The organism is Candidatus Reidiella endopervernicosa (genome assembly GCF_013343005.1).
Taxonomy (GTDB): domain Bacteria; phylum Pseudomonadota; class Gammaproteobacteria.
Window position 1 is genome coordinate 2,365,091 of record NZ_CP054491.1, and the last position, 17,505, is coordinate 2,382,595.

The window sequence follows — 17,505 nt, forward strand, 5'->3', positions numbered from 1 at the left end:
GATCAGTAGAGTGAATCGAGATCGAGAGTGGAGATTTTCACCGTTGCCACTGAATCAAGCATTTCAGCAGGGATTGGGCGACTCGGTTCAATGACGACGGTTGCATACTCACTCGCCTGGCCGCGGTTTCGACTGAGCGGTGCAGACTGCAGATATTCAGAGCGGGTATGGGCCCTGACCTCAATCACCTTACCGGTGAGCAGTTCGCCGTTAACCAATCGCACCTCGGCGTCATCACCAACCTTGAGTCGATCGACAAACTCAAAGGCAACCTGCGCTTCAATACGCATGGAGGCACTCTTATCTGTCAAGGTAAAGAGCGGTTCACCCTTGGCAACAAAAACGTCATCTCTTACGTGTACATCATGAAGCAGACAGTCACAGGGGCCTTCAATCGTAGCTGCGCCACCATTGACCAGTTTTACGATACCCAGCATCTGCCCTGAGTTGATCTCCTCGCTTCCGGCCTTAAGTGATTGATGGAAAAAACCATCATCTGGTGCCCTGAGGACGACAATCGATCCCTGCACCTTGGCCGCCAGTGACTCAATGACAAACAGACGGTTGTAAGCAGTGAAGCCGATAAACCAGAGCAGTGCGGCAAAGATGGAGAAGAGAACGAGACGGCCGACAAAACGTTTCACACCCTGTACAAAACGGGTAAAGCCACCAACATTCTCCTCAAGTTTCTTATCAAGATCCTTTTTGATGAAGCTGTCACGGCCAACAACGTGCAGTAGATCACCCGCATTGACCAACTCTCCCGAGAGGAACGCGTTAATAACATAGTGAATAAGCGAAAGGTTCTGTTTGGAGAGGTTAACGAAACGACAGCCAAAATCACACGATTCAGCATCATATCGAATCACCTCCATCTCAAGTTCAACAATCAGCTGAAAACCATCAAAGGCAAAGAGCAGCTGACCACCATCGCTGACCGCCATGGAGAGCGAAATGAGGGCGGTTAGTCCCTCGAATCCACGCCGTTGCCTATCGTAGTTGGCGCGAGCGAACGACGGAGAAGATGCAGCACGGCTTTATGTCGGCGTAGAGTCACTGAGGGAGTTGTGTAGAGCCGCGAAGAGGTGATTACGCAACGTACGCAGATGGTCGAGCGCCAGGCATAAACGGTCGCGTGAAGTTTTGCTGTTTGCTTGGGCTGATGCAAAGACAAACTTTCGCAAAAATAGCGACTCCGGGTGCTTGCGCCTATCTCCTGCGGAATTTTGATCGCAGAAAGACCGGAGACAGACCACTCCTCTATCTCATAGGGATTGCCGCCCATGATCAGTTTGGCAGGAATTCTGAAACGGGCATGCTGACGAGAGTATTCAGCCTCGTGCACAATTTGTGTGGTCATTACACCTTTCTCTCTTTCACAATATTCATGGGGTTAAATCCAGGCTCAGATGAGGTGGTTTAAGGTGTGTGAATAGTATATGGGTCACACATATAGAACAACAATCTAGCTAACTATTCTGCCCCATATGGGACTCTATATGCGTTAGACTGCAGCTAGGCTGAAAGCCCTATCGTTAATATCGAGCAAGCAGGCTCAAATAGCGACTCGAACGACTTCTTAGTGAGAGAGAAAAACAGTGAAAATCACCCTAACAACCACACTCAGCACATCTCAAAGTTAGACTATGACTCACATCATTCCAGTCGTCCTTTCTGGCGGATCCGGTAGTCGGCTCTGGCCTCTATCCAGAGCACTCCACCCAAAGCAGTTTCTTCCCCTCACCGATGAGGAGTTGACGATGTTGCAGCAGACCATCGCACGGGTTCGCGGGATCGAGACCGAATCGCTTATGGTGGTCTGTAATGAACACCACCGCTTTCTGGTTGCTGAGCAGCTACTCAAGTCTGGCATTGAGAACAGCTCAATTATCCTGGAACCTGAGGGACGCAATACTGCACCAGCGATCTGCATCGCAGCACTAGAGGTCATAGAGAAACATGGCGATGGGCTGATGCTTGTACTGCCTGCTGACCACAAGATCAATGATGTTGATGCTTTTGAAGCGGCGGTAAGACACAGCGCAGCACTTGCAGACTCGGGAAACCTGGTCACATTTGGCATTAAACCGACAAATCCCAATACCGGTTACGGATATATCCTGGCTGGTGAGCAGATCGATGAGAGTGCCTTACATGTCGATCGATTCGTCGAGAAGCCCAACCAGAAAGATGCGCAGCGATATCTCGATGAAGGCACCTACTACTGGAATAGCGGCATGTTCATGTTGCGAGCAAGCGACTATCTCAATGAGCTCGCTCAGCATCAACCAGCCATTCTTGACGCTTGCAGGCAGTCGTACCAGCAGAGAACTATTGATAGCGACTTTGTTCGCATAGAGGCCTCCCATTTCGTAACCTCCCCCGCCATTTCAATCGACTACGCCGTGATGGAGAAGACCGCACATGCAGCAATGGTTCCCTTCTCTGCAGGATGGAGTGATGTCGGATCCTGGAGTTCACTCTGGGAGGTTGGCGAAAAAGACATGAAAGGCAACGTCATACGCGGTGATGTTCACACCTCAGACGTCAACAATTCACTTATTTATGCCGAAAATCGCATGGTGGCTGCACTCGGTGTAAGCAATCATGTTGTGGTTGAGACAGCAGATGCGGTTCTGATTGCCGACATGAATTCGACTCAGGATATCAAACAGGTTGTTGAGACTCTCAACAGCAACCAACGCGAAGAGGCGCTACTCCATCTTAAGGTTGCCAGACCCTGGGGCTCATACGCTTGCATCGACGAGGAGCCGCGGTTCAAGGTCAAGCGAATCATCGTCAAACCACACGCCTCACTCTCCCTGCAGCTCCACCATCAGCGTGCTGAACATTGGGTTGTAGTCAAAGGGAGTGCTCTGGTAACACGCGGCGATGAGAACTTTGTGCTCAATGAGAATGAGTCGACCTATATACCGGTTGAAACCAGACACCGCCTAGAGAACCCTAACGACACACCACTTGAGATTATCGAGGTTCAATCAGGCAACTATCTAGGCGAGGATGATATCGTCCGATTCGATGATCACTACGGTCGACATAATGGTAACTAGCAACAGCCGATCTATGTAATCGTCACCGTAATAGTTAGCCTATCAACTCAACACCATTACCATCAGGATCTCTGCAGAATATTGCTAAACGACCTGACTGGCTGCTCGTATAGCTGATGCCAGCCTGTTCGAGACGTCGTTTGACAGCGTCCAAATCGGTGACAGCCATTGCCAAGTGGCGATCTCTTCCCACGTGGTCAGGCCGCGCAACACCTGAATCTGGGCTGGGCAGCTCTAACAGATGAATCTGTTGCTCTCCCAGCTGTAACCATGCACCAGGAAAGCTAAGCTCGGGACGATAACAGGACTCAATTTCCAGCAAGCCCGTGTAGAAGGCAAGTGCCCGCTCTGTATCTTCAACAATAAGACTGACGTGATGTAACGAAACCATGCCACTCACACCCACCTCCTAATAGATCAACTCAATGCCCAAGCTGTCGGGAAATATAACGAAATGTTCTCGAACCAATCTTAACCAGCACATCGAATGGATTATTTGCATGTAGCACACCACTCAGGTGTCTGGGAAAACCCACAATCAGTGCGATAGCACCTCGATGCTCATGCAGTCTTGCATAGGGCCCCCAGAATTTGGCTAATGGGAATAGCAACGGCCAATCGAGACGCATGCACCGTTCAAAACGCTCCAACCTACTGATGTGTTGAAGTGAGAGCTGCTCGATCACATTATCAGGCACCACCACCTCATGATGTTTGATCAGATAACGTAAACCTGCCAGGAGTATTTTTCCCATCCGTATTCGACTCGCAATCAGGACCACTCGCTGCCAGTCTATGTTCTTTTCACTCCTCATCAACAACACCGCATCGGCTATCCATCGGATAGAGCCATCGCGATTAGGTCGCAGGCCGTGAACAATCGTGTGAACGAGATGTCCCGCCCCATCAAGTGTCTGTGCAGCAAATGTGGCGTGTTTTACCGACTGACTTGCTTGCCAAAAGAGTTCATTACAGCGATCACTCAGGCACTCAGGAACGACAGAGAAGTGTAGATCGATCTCAACACCATCTTGACTCCTCAACGCTACCGCATGATTTAAACAGCTATTTTCAGCATCTCTTTGATCAATCGCCTGCCAACCCAGCTGGGTCAGCACCTCAATAGCTTCATACGTGTATTTTCGAGGCACCATAAGATCTAGATCCAGCATTGGACGAAGCCCGGGATCACGGTAGTAAAGTAACGTCAGAGGCACACCCTTTAGCAGTAGCGTGGGAATATTGCGTTGCTTCAACGCCTCTAGAACTGTTGCCAGACGGGCAAATATCAGCTGATTGTGATACCAGGTACGCCTGAATGTACCTTTCATTCGCCCAAGATCAACATCCGCTATACCGAGATTCTCCAGTCGATGGTAGAGCAGAGGAATCAACCTGTTACTACTATGATCCAGATGATCAAGATCGATAATGTCGTACCACGACTTCCATGCGGAAATAGCTGCGTCATCACGATTCAGTGATGCTTCCAGCATCAAAGATTGCACAGGTGTCGGCCAGACAGAGAGAGTTGATAGCGCCACCTCTAAACAACGCCTCTAGACGCACCATCTTTCAGCAATACGGCCTCACCCACACACTCACTTAGCCCATAAAAGTGACTACTGCGAAGAATAGAGGGTGAATATTCAAGGGTACGAAGGGTGTCTATTAAATGTTCAATGGATTTCATAGCAAGACATTTTGTAGGCTCATTCTGAATTAACAACCGTTGATTGCCGAGCAGCGTACTATCAATTTCAAGTGTCTGATAGTGACCACATGAGATCTTCTCACTTCTATTGCGGACTCATACCGTTATTTTCAGCCTCGCACTCTCCTGAAATAGTTAGCATATAGTTACCAACCACTCCGCTCTTATTGTTCAATCACGACTCTTTCAGATCTGATTTGCGCCTACGATCAAGCATTGTCTTGAGCAGATGGGTTAAGTCATCTCTCTGCGCGCGTTGCAGCACACTGGTATTACTCCCATGCACTCGTCGTTCTGCAACCACATGATCAAGAAGGTGAATTTTCAGCCCGGCATCTTTGGCACGCCCATACCAGTCTATAAACTCACCAAGAGAAACATCTTCAGAGAATTTACCGATACGCTCAATCACCCTCGCTCGGATTAAGAGAGTACTGGCGTAATAACCCGGCATCGCATCGGTCCGCACTTCAAGCTGTGAGGCCTCACTTCCTGCATGTGGACACAGGAACTCCACCACATGACCAAACACCATATCAATACCGAGATTCTGATTTAAACAATCGACCTGCAGTGCCAACTTATCTTCATGCCAACGATCATCGGCATCGAGAAGTGTCACCAGCTCACCACAGACGTGATCAAGCCCTAGATTGCGTGCAGCGCCAATACCTCTATTCTCCTGACGAAATAGCTTTATGTCATTGCCAAAGCGACTGGCAACTGCCGCCGTCTCATCCTCAGAGCCATCATCAACCACGATAATTTCAGTCGCTGGATAGCTCTGCGCCAAGACACTCTCAATCGCCTCAGCAATGAACGTAGCGGCATTGTAGGCGGGGATAACCACACTGACACTACTCACGAATCTTCCTCCTACCTTTCATTATCTTGACCATCTGCAGCCATATCCTCCTACTGGGATCGACGTCGGTTGAGTGACTGTTTTATAACCTGCATGAATCCCGGTTGAGTGGCCTGGGTATCATTCGTGACAGTGTCGGCGTGACGTCGATAATAGAGAGAGACTTCCTCAAGGCTCAAGCTGCAACAATCTTTTTATCACTGATACGTTGTGTGTCCGGTCCTGACTCAGTTCGAGCCGGTAGCAGGGAGTAGAGGTGACTATGTTCGATAAGATTGAAAGCTTTGTCTGCTCAGAACCATTTAGTTGCTGCAAAACACTTGGCAACAGCGCCTTCAGTGCCTCTCCAGAACCGATCAGATTCAGTACGGGTTCAGGGCTATCACAGATTTTAGGCACAATCACCGCTCGTATCGGCGCCTTGTTGAGCATCTTTTCAACAGGATTGAGTATTACCACCTTATCCTCATCCTCTTTAGGCGCGATGTGTTGATAACTCACTAGTTGCGGAAACTGTAGTGATAGCTGTTCAGGTTCGACTTTTCCTGAGCAGTAGAGCGTCCCAACCTCTGCTCCCGTCTCCCCTGCTCCAACCATCACATAGTCATCTCCGATATACCCCAGCCCCGCCGACAGTGCACCCAATGCCAGTGATGACTTACCGGCACCTCCCGGCCCAACGACAAGCGCTGCCCCTGTAGAATTTCCAAACGCAGCACCATGACAGAGCACCCGCTGCTGCGGTGTAAACCACCAATCGAGAATTCGTAACATCGGCGCAGCAGTAACCCAGTAGGGCACTTCATCAGCAGAAGGGAACCAGATAGCCGCAAGTCGCTTTGACGGATCGAGCAGATGAACACAGCTGGAGTAACGATCGAAGAGCGCGACGGCTCCATTAGCAGAAATGCGGACCGGTTCACTTCGTTCCCAACAGGCCGCCACCTGCCACTCGGTAGGAGTCAACTCCAAAGGGGTCGGACTCCCCTCCCAGGCGATGATCGTCAATTCAGAGTCATGGTGAGGAGTTGACTTCAGGTGTTCAATCGCTGGTGTCAACTTTTTCGCAAGCCGCTCCGTGCAACTCAAACGAACTCTTTTACCACCACTTTGAAAGTCAAACCGTTCAGTTGCCGACTCGACTAACTGATGTTGCGCGTGCGAGAGAAGCGTCGAGATGACTTCGTAGGTCCCGCTAATCTCACTCTGATGTGACACAGAATCTAACAACGGAATCAATTCAATTTATTATCGCTACGAGGCCATCCCATCTCATCGACATCATGTATTGGATCGAGCATCAGCAGTTCTGACATATCCTCAAACTTCTCTCTTACCGGTGGGACAAAGGCTCCATCAGAGCTAGCCGCCGAAAAACTCTCAGAACCTCCCTGATTCTCGCTCTCTGCTGAATGGAGAAGGCCATCTTCAACGAGAGACTCTACGAACGCTGGAATTGTGCTCTCTATCTGTTCTCTCTGCTCAGGGTATTGATCAATGTATTCAGAGATGATGTGGGTAACCGATTTACCGTTCAAGAGTGCCTGCCAGATCAGGGCCGCTGTCTCACGCAAACTGAAATAGGCACCATTAAGAAAGTCCACTACGATCACTTCACCATCAATTAGCTGATGTGCTACCTGTGTGGCGTCAACGGTATAACACTGTCCCATCATGCCTCTCTCTGCTCCAAATTCACCAATGCAATAGATACAAATACACGAAACGCTGTGCACTCAATAAGCGCTTAGCATACCTGCACTTTACGCCGACTATAACCACACATTAACAGCGATTATTTACATGGGATTTTTTTCACAAATAAAGAACAGTAATAGATGTTCGTTATGTGATATTTACGATTTTATTTCACGTTTTGCGGTTAGATAAGCCGCCAGAATAATCAGCACACCACCCACCCACTCCTGCCAACCAATAACCTCATCGGTTAATAGCTGTGAAGAGAGCGCACCCGCCACAATCTCAAACAGCAGGATCACCGCCGAGCGTTGTACCGGCATATGGGTAACCCCGTATTGGACAGCCAGAGTCATCACCGTTATCGCCAGGGCACCCAGCAGCAGTGCCCCCACCCAGACCGATCCACTGACAACGGGTAGTGATATGCCCATCACGACAACCACCACTCCCGCCACAACGACGCACCCCAACCAGGCGACCACCGTCTTCACATCAATATCGATCGACTGCAGATAACGTGTCTCAACATTCATAATCGCAAAGGCAAATCCCGACGAGAGCGCCAGCCAGTCAGCACCCGTCTCAGGCCAGGGATAACCGACCCTCGGCTCCCATAGCATAATCACCGCTCCAGAGAGAGCGATCGCCAGCACTGACAGCCCCCCACGTGAAGGGCGCTCACCAAGCAACAGCCAGCCGAGCACCACCGCCCAGATCGGAGAGAGGTAGAAGAGCAGCAGTACTCGCACAATTTCACCGTCAAGCACGGCGAGCATAAAGGAGAGGTTGCACCAGCCCGAGGCCAGCGCCATAACCGTAAGATTAAGCAGGGCTTTGGGGTAGGCCTCGAAAACCCGTGGCCAGCAGCGGACGAAGATGAGCGCCGCTGTAGCGTAGAGCACAACTGCCTGCCAGGCGCCGTGGAGCCCACCCTGCTCCAACAATCTCATCGGATACCAGATAACGCCCCAGAGCGTTGCGGCGATCAACAGGCTGAGAACGGGGAGAAAGTTGGTCGTTTGTTTGGATGGCATCATCGATACCTTTATACTAGCCGCTTTTCCGAACGGCTATACCCGGACACTATGAATCCCGATCTCGATCTCCTGCAGCCCTACCCCTTCGAGCGTCTCAAGCAACTCAAGGCGGGTATCGAACCCCCTGCCGGACTGTCACATATCCCGTTATCGATCGGTGAACCGAAACACGCCGCACCCGGTTTTGTCACCGAAGAGCTGATCACACACCTGCACACCCTCTCCAGCTATCCGCTAACCAAGGGGATGGTTGAGCTGCGTGGTGCAATTAGTGACTGGCTGATACGACGTTTCAATCTCCCTGCCGAGAGCCTCGATATCGAGCAGCAGATCCTGCCGGTCAATGGCACTCGCGAGGCGCTCTTCGCCTTCGCCCAGGCGATAGTAGATCGTAATACCGACTCATCAGAGGGTGGACCTCTGGTAGTCATGCCCAACCCCTTCTATCAGATCTATGAGGGTGCCGCGCTGCTGGCTGGTGCCGAACCGTTGTTCCTCAATGCAACTGCGGATAACCGCTATCTACCCGACTTTGATGCTGTCCCTGAGGCGGTCTGGCAACGTTGCCAGCTGATCTATATCTGTTCACCCGGCAATCCAACCGGTGCGGTGATTGGCGAAGCAGCCCTGAAACAACTGATCGAGTTGGCCGACCGTTACGACTTCATCATCGCCTCCGATGAGTGCTATTCGGAGCTCTACCCCGACGAGTCACAACCGCCGGTCGGTCTACTGGAAGTAGCCGCCAAGATGGGACGCAACGACTACAAGCGCTGCGTGGTCTTCCACAGCCTCTCTAAACGCTCCAATCTGCCGGGCCTGCGTTCCGGTTTTGTGGCAGGTGACGCCGAGGTGCTTAGCCGCTTTCTGCTCTATCGCACCTACCACGGCTGCGCTATGCCGCCCGCCTCTCAGCACGCCAGTATCAAGGCGTGGCAGGATGAGCAGCATGTAGAGACCAATCGTGAGCTCTACCGGCAGAAGTTCGATGCTGTATTAGAGATACTCTCTCCGGTGCTCGAGGTTTCACGTCCCGATGCCGGTTTCTACCTCTGGGCCAGAACACCGATTAATGAGTGTGAATTCGCGCAAGGACTCTTTGCAGCGAAGAATATTACCGTGCTACCCGGCAGCTATCTCTCACGTGATGCACATGGCGAGAATCCCGGCAGCGGTCATGTACGCATGGCACTGGTGGCGACACTGGAGTCGTGCATCGAGGCTGCCCACCGAATTCGTGACTATATCGAGACTATTTAACGCTACAATTCGCATCAAACCGAAAGGTAGCAACCCTACATTTTTCAGGATAAGGAACTGAACCAATGAGCGACATCAAGAGCATCATCGAAGAGGCGTTTGAGCGCCGTGCCGACATCACCCCACGCAATGTAGAGCCACACGTCAAAGAGGCCGTCGATGAAGCACTGCGCCAGCTCGACTGCGGTGAGGCACGTGTTGCCGAGCAGAAAGGTGTGGGCGACTGGAGTGTTAACGAGTGGTTAAAGAAGGCAGTACTGCTCTCCTTCCGCATCGAAGACAACAACCTGATGAAGGGTGGTTTCACCAACTACTACGACAAGGTCCCCTCCAAGTACGCCGACATGAGCTCACGCGAACTGCGTGATGCCGGTGTACGAGTGGTGCCACCCGCCTCTGCACGCCGTGGTGCCTACATCGCTCCTGGTACCGTTCTGATGCCCTCATACACCAACATCGGCGCCTACGTCGATTCCGGCACCATGGTCGACACCTGGGCCACCGTCGGCTCCTGTGCGCAGATCGGTAAAAACGTCCATCTCTCCGGTGGCGTTGGCATCGGTGGTGTACTTGAACCTCTGCAGGCCGCTCCCACCATCATTGAAGACAACTGCTTCATCGGCGCACGTTCCGAGGTTGTTGAGGGTGTCATCGTTGAAGAGGGTGCGGTTATCTCGATGGGTGTCTACATTGGGCAGTCGACCAAGATCTACAACCGCGAGACCGGCGAGATCATCTACGGCCGTGTACCGGCCGGTTCAGTGGTGGTCTCGGGCAACCTGCCGAGCAAGGATGGCAGCTACAGCCTCTACTGCGCGGTGATCGTCAAGCAGGTCGATGCCAAGACCCGAGGTAAGGTCGGCATCAATGAGCTGCTGCGTGATATCTAGGCGATAACAATGCGATTGCGGCACAGGGAAGTGCCAGAGTCGCGATTTTTTTATAATTCAGCAGTAACGTAAGACGAATAACCTTCCGGCTATCGATTCAGATGGCTATCCAGCCGCTGGCTGACCAATCACACTCTCAAGATCGAAAAGATGTCCCTGCTCGATACAGTAGAGCAACCACTTCTCCAGAAAGACGTTGATCTCCCACTTCCACTCCAGAACCGGCAGCTTCACACCGGGACGGGCTATACGGGTAAAGGGCAGCGGTTGTCGGAAACGGCACGCCTCCACCTCGGCCACCCGTGCATCGTGATAGATGCGAATACGCGCCGCCGGATCGGCAACAGAGCCATCATCAAAGAGATAGGTCAGGGTCAGAATCGTGGTATAGGTCGAGCGATCTTCGATCTGTAGGTGGAGATCGAGATCGTCGCTGCTGGTAGAGATAGCCCGATCGGCAATCTGGGTCAGCGCTGGAATCAGGTGTTTTAGGCGCCGATAGTTGGCCTCATAGATCGCCATCAGTTGGTTCAATGATCGTTGTGGCTGGCAACGATCCCGGCTCTGGTACTCTTTTATCAGCATAGGTGGCCAGCATATCACAGCTCCAATTCACGCAAAGCTGGCATGATCAAAGCGGTGTCCAGACACAATCTTTGCGCCGTTACGATGCAGCACTATATTTGGCACTTGCAACCGATTTTGATTGTCGTAGAGTCACAGAGATGAAGATAAAAACCTGTACAACCACCCCCTACGACGACCAGAAGCCCGGCACCTCAGGACTTCGTAAAAAGGTCAAACAGTTTCAGCAGCCCAACTATCTGGAGAACTTCGTTCAGTCGGTGATCGACACCGTTGGCAACCTGGCCGGCAAGACGATCGTGGTCGGTGGCGATGGGCGCTACTACAATCGCGAGGCGATCCAGACCATCCTCAAGATGGCCGCCGCCAACTGCGTCGGCAAGGTTCTGGTTGGTCGAGGTGGCCTCCTCTCAACCCCAGCAGCCTCTGCGGTGATTCGCAAATATGGCGCTGAGGGCGGTTTTATTCTCTCAGCCAGCCATAACCCCGGTGGTCCCGATGAGGACTTCGGTATCAAGTACAACGGTAACAATGGTGGCCCAGCCCCCGAACAACTCACTGAGGCAGTCTTTCAACGCTCGCTTGAGATCACGCAATACAACATTGCTGAAGGGGCAGAGACCGATCTCGACCAGGTCGGTGTCAGCTCAGCCGGTGATATGGTCGTTGAGATCATCGATCCGGTCTCCGATTACGCCGAGCTGATGGAAGAGCTGTTCGACTTCGACAAGATAAGCGCCCTCTTCGCCTCCGGTTTTCGAATGCGATTTGACGCTATGAACGCCATCACCGGTCCCTACGCCAAAGAGATCTTGGAGCAGCGCCTCGGCGCTGCCGCCGGTAGCATCATCAACGGCGAACCACTGGAGGATTTTGGTGGTGGACACCCCGATCCCAACCTCACCTACGCCAAAGAGCTGGTCGATGAGATGTTCGGTAGTAACCCACCAGACTTTGGTGCCGCCTCCGATGGTGATGGAGACCGCAACATGGTGCTCGGTGCAAACTTCTTCATCACCCCCTCCGACAGTCTGGCGTTGATAGCTGCCAATGCCCACCATGTAAAGGGGTACCGACAGGGGCTTGCCGGTGTCGCCCGGTCGATGCCAACCAGTGGTGCGGTCGATCGTGTTGCGGAGCTGCTCGGTATTGAGTGCTTTGAGACACCCACCGGCTGGAAGTTCTTCGGTAATCTGCTCGATGCAGGACGTATCACCCTCTGCGGTGAGGAGAGCTTTGGCACCGGTTCTGACCATGTGCGTGAGAAGGATGGACTCTGGGCGGTACTCTTCTGGCTCAACGTGCTTGCCGTGCGCCAGGAACCGGTCGCCGATATCGTCACTGAGCATTGGGCCAAATATGGTCGCAACTACTACACCCGTCACGACTTCGAGGCGGTCGATAGCGAGGCGGCCCGTGGGCTGATGGCACATATCGAATCACAACTCACGCATCTTGTGGGTACCAGGATAGACGGTCGCACAATCAGCTACGCCGATAACTTCGCCTATCTCGACCCCGTCGATAAGAGCGAGAGTCAAAATCAGGGACTAAGAATCGGCTTCGAGGATGGCTCTCGTATCATCTTCCGCCTCTCCGGTACCGGAACGGTTGGGGCGACGATACGGATCTACATAGAGCAGCTTGAGCTCGAACCGAGCAGACAACAACAAGATACGCAGCAGACGCTGATAGCACTCATTGAGTTTGCCTCCTCTCTATCTGAACTTGAGTCAAGAACGGGACGCAGCACCCCGACGGTGATCACCTGATATGAGATTCAACCACTAACGGTGACGAGCTGAAATAGCCCATGAACGACTATACCGGCTACCTGAAAAAGAGGATCCTGATTCCTCTATCGATCATCATTTTCATCGTGATGATGATTTTCATTGCTGCAACGTTCTGGCACATATTTGAGGGTATTGATAAGGAAACCACTCTGCAGATGCAGGTGGTAGAGACTATCTATCAAGGTGATCTTGAGGCCGATGCCTCACTGATGAGATCGAGCCTGAATTTAATTGCTAGAGATGAGAGGATCATTGAGGCTTTTTTACAGCGTGACCGAGTTCAACTTCTTAATCTCAGCAACACCCTCTACAAACAGTTAAACCAGCAGAGCCAGATCACTCACTTCTACTTCACCACTCCCGACCGGATCAATCTGCTACGCGTACATCAACCGACCCGTCATAGCGATCGCATTGAGCGCTTTACCACCCTGGAGGCAGAACGAAGCGGCAAGGTCAGTTACGGACTTGAGTTAGGAATACTCGGTACCTTCACACTCAGAGTCGTCCACCCCTGGTATCACCAGGGTGAGTTGATCGGTTATGTCGAGCTAGGCAAAGAGATCGATCACATTTTGGGCAAGCTACACGATGCCCTGGATGTATCGCTTTACGTTCTCATTGAGAAAGATCATCTCGACAGGCAGCGATGGAAAGAGGGAATGCAGATGCATGGACGTGAAGCATCCTGGAATGACTACCCCGAACACATCATGGTCTCATCAGCGAAGCTCTATCAATCGCTCCCTAAGCAGCTAGAGGAAAGGCTTCAGAATCCTGGAGAACTACGTTTTAGAGAACCTGTAAACGTCAGCATTCCTGAGAAGAGATTCAAAGCATCATTCCTGCCGCTTGAAGATGTCACTCAACAGCAGGTAGGTATTCTGCTTGTACTCAATCCTACAGAACACTGGTTTGAAAGCGGGTGGCGCATTCTCAGCTTCTCTGCAGTTCTAGTACTTAGTGTTGGCGGCATCGTCTTCATTCTCTTCTATCTGCTAGCTGAGAACACAGAAAACACCCTAACTGCTACTGAACAAAAACTTGAGGATGAGTATGAACGACGCACTGACCTGCAACAGGAACATATCCTCTCGCTGCAGGAGAGTAACCAACAGCTTGAATCGACTCAGAATCAGCTACAGCAGAGCAACGAGATGCTGGCTGAGGCACAACATATTGCACATATCGGTAGCTGGAATTGGTCCATTCACGACAACCAAGTCATCTGGTCTGATGAACTCTATGAGATCTTTGGCCTCGAAAAAAGTATCAACACTCTGAGTTATGAGTATGTGCTGCAGTTAATCCCAAACAGTGAGCGCCGCTATGTTGACGAGGTTATTCAACAGGCCCTGAGAAGTGGCGAACCCTTTCAGATCGAACACACCATCATCCATGCTGATGGTTCAACGCGCTTTGTAAGAGACCAGGCACAGCTAAGTTTTGATTCAGATCACCGCCCTATCAGCATGCTTGGAACGCTGCAAGATATTACCGAACAGAAACAGTCTGAAGATATCACCATCCAGCTGGCGCACATTTTTGATAATGCGAGCAACCAGATTTACCTGCTCGACATCGAAACACTAAAAATCCTGCGTACCAATAAAACAGCCACCCAACATCTAGGCTATTCAGAAGCGGAATTCAAACAACTCACCTACTCCGACTTCCTTGAGAGCAAGGATGTCGGTGACCTGAAACAGAGTTTCTCAGCCCTAGATAATGACACGCTAAAAGAGCTTCGATTCGAAGCTGATCATCGCAGTAAAGACGGCACGTGCAGAGCAATGGATATAAGAGTACAGCGCTCGCGACTCGCCATTAAGGATATTTATCTCGTTATTGCCCTTGATATCAGTGAGCGTCATCAGTACCAGAGAGATCTTCAATACCAGAGTCTGCACGACACTTTGACCAGACTACCCAATCGCGCCCTTTTGCTAGAGCAGTTAAAAAACGAAATTTCGAGATCACGGCGCCTGAATAGCTGCCTGCTACTCCTCCATCTCAACATTAATAGCTTTGGCGAGATAAACGACACACTCGGACACGATCAGGGAGACCAGCTACTTGCAATGCTTGCGGAACGTTTGAAAAACACCATCCGAGAGGGAGACACCATCGCAAGGACCGGTGGCGATGAGTTCGCACTGCTTTTTCCAGAGGCCTTGTTCGACGATAGACAGACTGTTATTGACCAACTCAACCATGCGCTACTCTCACCTTTTGAAATTGGCGATTTCAGTCTGAACGTTGAGATCACCATCGGCCTTGTCTCATACCCTGAGCACGGTGACAGCGCCGAGGAGCTTCTACGCCACGCAGGTGTTGCACTCAAGCAAGCCAAATCATTTCGTAGTGGTTACGAGAGTTATCACCCTGAGTTTGATCAACATAGCGTTCGTCGACTGATGCTCAATAGCGACATGCGTGAGGCTATCGATCGAAAAGAGTTCTCGCTCTATTTTCAGCCCAAGATGCCTAGCAATCCAGCACACCCCATCAATGCCGAAGCACTGATCCGTTGGCAACACCCCGAACATGGCTTTATCTCACCCGCAGAGTTCATACCACTGGCTGAGCGCAATGGCTACATACAGAAGATCACTCGCTGGGTACTCGATGAGGCCGCCAGCCATCTGCAACGGTGGAATAAAAACAACTGTTATCTAACCATTTCAGTCAATCTCTCAGCACGCAACCTCCAGGAAGCGGGACTGGTTCAACACATCAGGGATCTTTCAGAGCGCTGGAAGATCAGCCCCGAACAGTTGACCTTTGAAGTGACCGAGACGGCCATGCTGAACGATCCAGACTACATTGCCACGATACTCGATGAGATCAGCAGCATGGGCCATGGCATCTCTATCGATGACTTTGGTACCGGATATTCTTCACTCTCCTACCTGCAGCGACTTCCTGCCAATGAACTGAAGATCGATACCAGCTTCATACAGCGCATGATCGAAGATGAGGATAGCGCCATAATTGTTCGCTCCACGAGAGAGCTCGCTCACAATCTCGGACTGGCCGTCACCGCTGAAGGGGTAGAGACAGAAGAGATGGTAGAGGCGCTCACCTCTCTTCACTGCGATCGACTGCAGGGCTACTATTTTAGCAGGCCGCTTCCAGCAGATAATTTCATCACCTGGATGGAACAACATCGGGTGAACGTATAGCTTAGCAATACAGACGATGTTGAGACCCTACGGATCTCCGAAGTCAAGATCCATCAGTGGATGATGCGTGGTGAACTGCCCTCTGTGTTGGCCTTTTACTATAGTGATGCCCACAAAGGGCTTGAAACGGGGCATGGTGAGAACACCGATGTCACGGTACGCTCCTCAGCCACCGTAGAAGACCCACCCACACCACATTTGTCAGGTTGAAGGGGTGTAGCTCAAATTACACGATAAACCAACCTGCACACCACCTGTAAACAGCTCTTTAGCACACTCTTTAACAATCGCGCCATCTCCTACCGTATCAATCAATAATTTAACCATATGGATCTCATCCCCCAGACAAATCATGATCGACATACCAGCCATAATAAATTATCTTTAAGAAGTTGGAACACAGCATAAGACGCTGTATCCATATAGGTATCATGAAGCGTTTGATATAGGTCATATGCTTGATAGGGCTACCGCTGCAGGATGTTGAAAATGCTCTGATCTCATCAACAAACCTGGCGTATACGGTCATGTACTACATAAAACATTTGACGGCACACCTTTTTGCAATATCCCTACTGCTCACATCAAACACTGTGGTCGCAGATGCAGAAAATGGATTGACTCTCGGCATACACCCCTACCTACATGCAACCACACTGGTAGAGCGTTTTACCCCACTGACAGAATATCTTTCAAAAACAACCGGCAAACACATCCATATACGTGTCGGTACCAGTTATCAGGATCATATCGATGCGGTTAACCAAGGTGAGGTCGATTTCGCCTATTTTGGTCCTGCTGGATATATCAAGGCAACCGAACTTAACGAGAACATCGTACCACTCGGCAGGCTGAGCTTTGCAGGCAGGGATACATTTCGAGGTGTAATCACTATCCGCAGAGATAGTAAGATCACCTCATTAAGCGAGCTCAAAGGGAAAAGTTTTGCATTTGGCGATCCCAACTCAACCCTGAGCAATCTGGTACCGCAAAGATTGCTTAACGATGTCGGAATCGATTTAACCGATCTGGACTCCTACTCACATCTTAAAAACCACCACAATGTCGCATTGGCGGTTTTGATGGGGAAATATCACGCCGGTGGCATTAAAGAAGAGGTGTTTCGTGAGTACGAGGCTCGAGGGCTTAAAGCACTGAAGTGGACCCCTGACGTTCCCACTCATATTTTTGTTGCTGGTCCAACAACAAAAAGAGAGCTTATCGACGAACTGATCCCACTCTTACAAAATCTTCACAAACAATCGGGAGCGGCCTTGATTTTAAACAAAATCAAAAAGGGTGCCACCGCGATCATTCCCGCGACAAGCCAGGAGTACGACAAGCTACGTGCTCTTATCTCAGACCGTCCATTGTTAGAGCAAAGAAAAACAGCACCGTGAT

General features: G+C 51.0%; 16 protein-coding genes and 1 pseudogene. 7 read left to right on the plus strand and 10 right to left on the minus strand.

From position 1 onward, the window contains the following. Positions 1-2: 2 nt before the first annotated feature. Positions 3-944, minus strand: a complete 942-nt coding sequence (locus HUE57_RS13030; RefSeq protein WP_174673318.1) for an HlyD family secretion protein — start codon at positions 942-944, stop codon at positions 3-5. 20 nt (positions 945-964) lie between these two features. Beyond that, positions 965-1,360 carry a hypothetical protein gene (locus tag HUE57_RS13035; RefSeq protein ID WP_174673319.1) on the minus strand — a complete coding sequence of 132 codons (396 nt, stop codon included), beginning with the start codon at positions 1,358-1,360 and terminating at the stop codon, positions 965-967. Between the two features lie 286 nt (positions 1,361-1,646). Between HUE57_RS13035 and HUE57_RS13040 the strand changes: the two genes are divergently transcribed. After that, complete coding sequence (locus HUE57_RS13040; RefSeq protein ID WP_078482932.1) at positions 1,647-3,071, plus strand: mannose-1-phosphate guanylyltransferase/mannose-6-phosphate isomerase; 1,425 nt, start codon at positions 1,647-1,649, stop codon at positions 3,069-3,071. Between the two features lie 34 nt (positions 3,072-3,105). On the opposite strand, the gene HUE57_RS13045 is transcribed toward HUE57_RS13040, so the two are convergent. From HUE57_RS13045 to HUE57_RS13070, 6 genes are all read right to left on the minus strand, one after another. Beyond that, positions 3,106-3,462: a VOC family protein gene (locus tag HUE57_RS13045; RefSeq protein ID WP_172840168.1), complete on the minus strand. Its 357-nt coding sequence runs from the start codon at positions 3,460-3,462 to the stop codon at positions 3,106-3,108. 31 nt (positions 3,463-3,493) lie between these two features. Beyond that, a complete protein-coding gene (locus HUE57_RS13050; RefSeq protein WP_078482931.1) occupies positions 3,494-4,567 on the minus strand; it encodes a nucleotidyltransferase domain-containing protein in 1,074 nt (357 codons plus the stop codon). A 393-nt stretch (positions 4,568-4,960) separates the two neighbouring features. Then, positions 4,961-5,650: a glycosyltransferase family 2 protein gene (locus tag HUE57_RS13055; protein ID WP_078482930.1), complete on the minus strand. Its 690-nt coding sequence runs from the start codon at positions 5,648-5,650 to the stop codon at positions 4,961-4,963. A gap of 168 nt (positions 5,651-5,818) precedes the next feature. Continuing rightward, entirely contained in the window at positions 5,819-6,709 is an 891-nt protein-coding gene (locus HUE57_RS13060) for a phosphoenolpyruvate carboxykinase (ATP) (RefSeq protein ID WP_135622037.1), read from the minus strand. A 176-nt stretch (positions 6,710-6,885) separates the two neighbouring features. Continuing rightward, positions 6,886-7,326, minus strand: coding sequence for a PqqD family protein (locus tag HUE57_RS13065; RefSeq protein ID WP_078482928.1), 441 nt, complete (start codon positions 7,324-7,326; stop codon positions 6,886-6,888). A 180-nt stretch (positions 7,327-7,506) separates the two neighbouring features. Next, a complete protein-coding gene (locus HUE57_RS13070) occupies positions 7,507-8,388 on the minus strand; it encodes a DMT family transporter (protein WP_078483684.1) in 882 nt (293 codons plus the stop codon). 48 nt (positions 8,389-8,436) lie between these two features. On the opposite strand from HUE57_RS13070, the gene dapC reads away from it, so the two are divergent. Together dapC and dapD are read left to right on the plus strand one after the other, a co-directional pair. Next, positions 8,437-9,648, plus strand: a complete 1,212-nt coding sequence (dapC, locus tag HUE57_RS13075; protein ID WP_078483683.1) for a succinyldiaminopimelate transaminase — start codon at positions 8,437-8,439, stop codon at positions 9,646-9,648. A gap of 65 nt (positions 9,649-9,713) precedes the next feature. Further along, positions 9,714-10,538 (plus strand): 2,3,4,5-tetrahydropyridine-2,6-dicarboxylate N-succinyltransferase, encoded by an 825-nt coding sequence (dapD, locus tag HUE57_RS13080; protein WP_078483682.1) that lies wholly within the window; start codon positions 9,714-9,716, stop codon positions 10,536-10,538. A 105-nt stretch (positions 10,539-10,643) separates the two neighbouring features. On the opposite strand, the gene HUE57_RS13085 is transcribed toward dapD, so the two are convergent. Continuing rightward, positions 10,644-11,123: a DUF1249 domain-containing protein gene (locus tag HUE57_RS13085; protein WP_078483681.1), complete on the minus strand. Its 480-nt coding sequence runs from the start codon at positions 11,121-11,123 to the stop codon at positions 10,644-10,646. 140 nt (positions 11,124-11,263) lie between these two features. Here HUE57_RS13085 and HUE57_RS13090 point away from each other — a divergent pair, with 140 nt between their 5' ends. The 3 genes and pseudogenes from HUE57_RS13090 to HUE57_RS20345 form a co-directional block, all read left to right on the plus strand. Then, a complete protein-coding gene (locus HUE57_RS13090; RefSeq protein ID WP_078483680.1) occupies positions 11,264-12,895 on the plus strand; it encodes an alpha-D-glucose phosphate-specific phosphoglucomutase in 1,632 nt (543 codons plus the stop codon). A 41-nt stretch (positions 12,896-12,936) separates the two neighbouring features. Further along, complete coding sequence (locus HUE57_RS13095; RefSeq protein WP_078483679.1) at positions 12,937-16,104, plus strand: bifunctional diguanylate cyclase/phosphodiesterase; 3,168 nt, start codon at positions 12,937-12,939, stop codon at positions 16,102-16,104. An 18-nt stretch (positions 16,105-16,122) separates the two neighbouring features. After that, a pseudogene (locus tag HUE57_RS20345) lies at positions 16,123-16,314 on the plus strand (PEP/pyruvate-binding domain-containing protein); the annotation flags it as partial. Here the strand turns inward: HUE57_RS20345 and HUE57_RS13105 are convergent. Next, positions 16,306-16,476, minus strand: a complete 171-nt coding sequence (locus HUE57_RS13105; RefSeq protein ID WP_172840271.1) for a hypothetical protein — start codon at positions 16,474-16,476, stop codon at positions 16,306-16,308. The pseudogene HUE57_RS20345 and the gene HUE57_RS13105 overlap by 9 nt on opposite strands. Before the next feature lie 155 nt (positions 16,477-16,631). On the opposite strand from HUE57_RS13105, the gene phnD reads away from it, so the two are divergent. After that, positions 16,632-17,504 carry a phosphate/phosphite/phosphonate ABC transporter substrate-binding protein gene (gene phnD, locus HUE57_RS13110; protein WP_078483678.1) on the plus strand — a complete coding sequence of 291 codons (873 nt, stop codon included), beginning with the start codon at positions 16,632-16,634 and terminating at the stop codon, positions 17,502-17,504. Position 17,505 lies beyond the last annotated feature (1 nt).

Bases quoted from the DNA above. Each gene is read 5' to 3' on its own strand.
- HUE57_RS13085 (WP_078483681.1), bottom strand. From the start codon at position 11,123: ATGCTGATAAAAGAGTACCAGAGCCGGGATCGTTGCCAGCCACAACGA.
- dapD (WP_078483682.1), top strand. From the start codon at position 9,714: ATGAGCGACATCAAGAGCATCATCGAAGAGGCGTTTGAGCGCCGTGCC.
- phnD (WP_078483678.1), top strand. From the start codon at position 16,632: ATGTACTACATAAAACATTTGACGGCACACCTTTTTGCAATATCCCTA.
- HUE57_RS13065 (WP_078482928.1), bottom strand. From the start codon at position 7,326: ATGATGGGACAGTGTTATACCGTTGACGCCACACAGGTAGCACATCAG.
- HUE57_RS13035 (WP_174673319.1), bottom strand. From the start codon at position 1,360: ATGACCACACAAATTGTGCACGAGGCTGAATACTCTCGTCAGCATGCC.
- HUE57_RS13040 (WP_078482932.1), top strand. From the start codon at position 1,647: ATGACTCACATCATTCCAGTCGTCCTTTCTGGCGGATCCGGTAGTCGG.
- HUE57_RS13090 (WP_078483680.1), top strand. From the start codon at position 11,264: ATGAAGATAAAAACCTGTACAACCACCCCCTACGACGACCAGAAGCCC.
- HUE57_RS13050 (WP_078482931.1), bottom strand. From the start codon at position 4,567: ATGCTGGAAGCATCACTGAATCGTGATGACGCAGCTATTTCCGCATGG.
- dapC (WP_078483683.1), top strand. From the start codon at position 8,437: ATGAATCCCGATCTCGATCTCCTGCAGCCCTACCCCTTCGAGCGTCTC.
- HUE57_RS13045 (WP_172840168.1), bottom strand. From the start codon at position 3,462: ATGGTTTCGTTACATCACGTCAGTCTTATTGTTGAAGATACAGAGCGG.
- HUE57_RS13070 (WP_078483684.1), bottom strand. From the start codon at position 8,388: ATGATGCCATCCAAACAAACGACCAACTTTCTCCCCGTTCTCAGCCTG.
- HUE57_RS13030 (WP_174673318.1), bottom strand. From the start codon at position 944: ATGGCGGTCAGCGATGGTGGTCAGCTGCTCTTTGCCTTTGATGGTTTT.
- HUE57_RS13095 (WP_078483679.1), top strand. From the start codon at position 12,937: ATGAACGACTATACCGGCTACCTGAAAAAGAGGATCCTGATTCCTCTA.
- HUE57_RS13105 (WP_172840271.1), bottom strand. From the start codon at position 16,476: ATGGCTGGTATGTCGATCATGATTTGTCTGGGGGATGAGATCCATATG.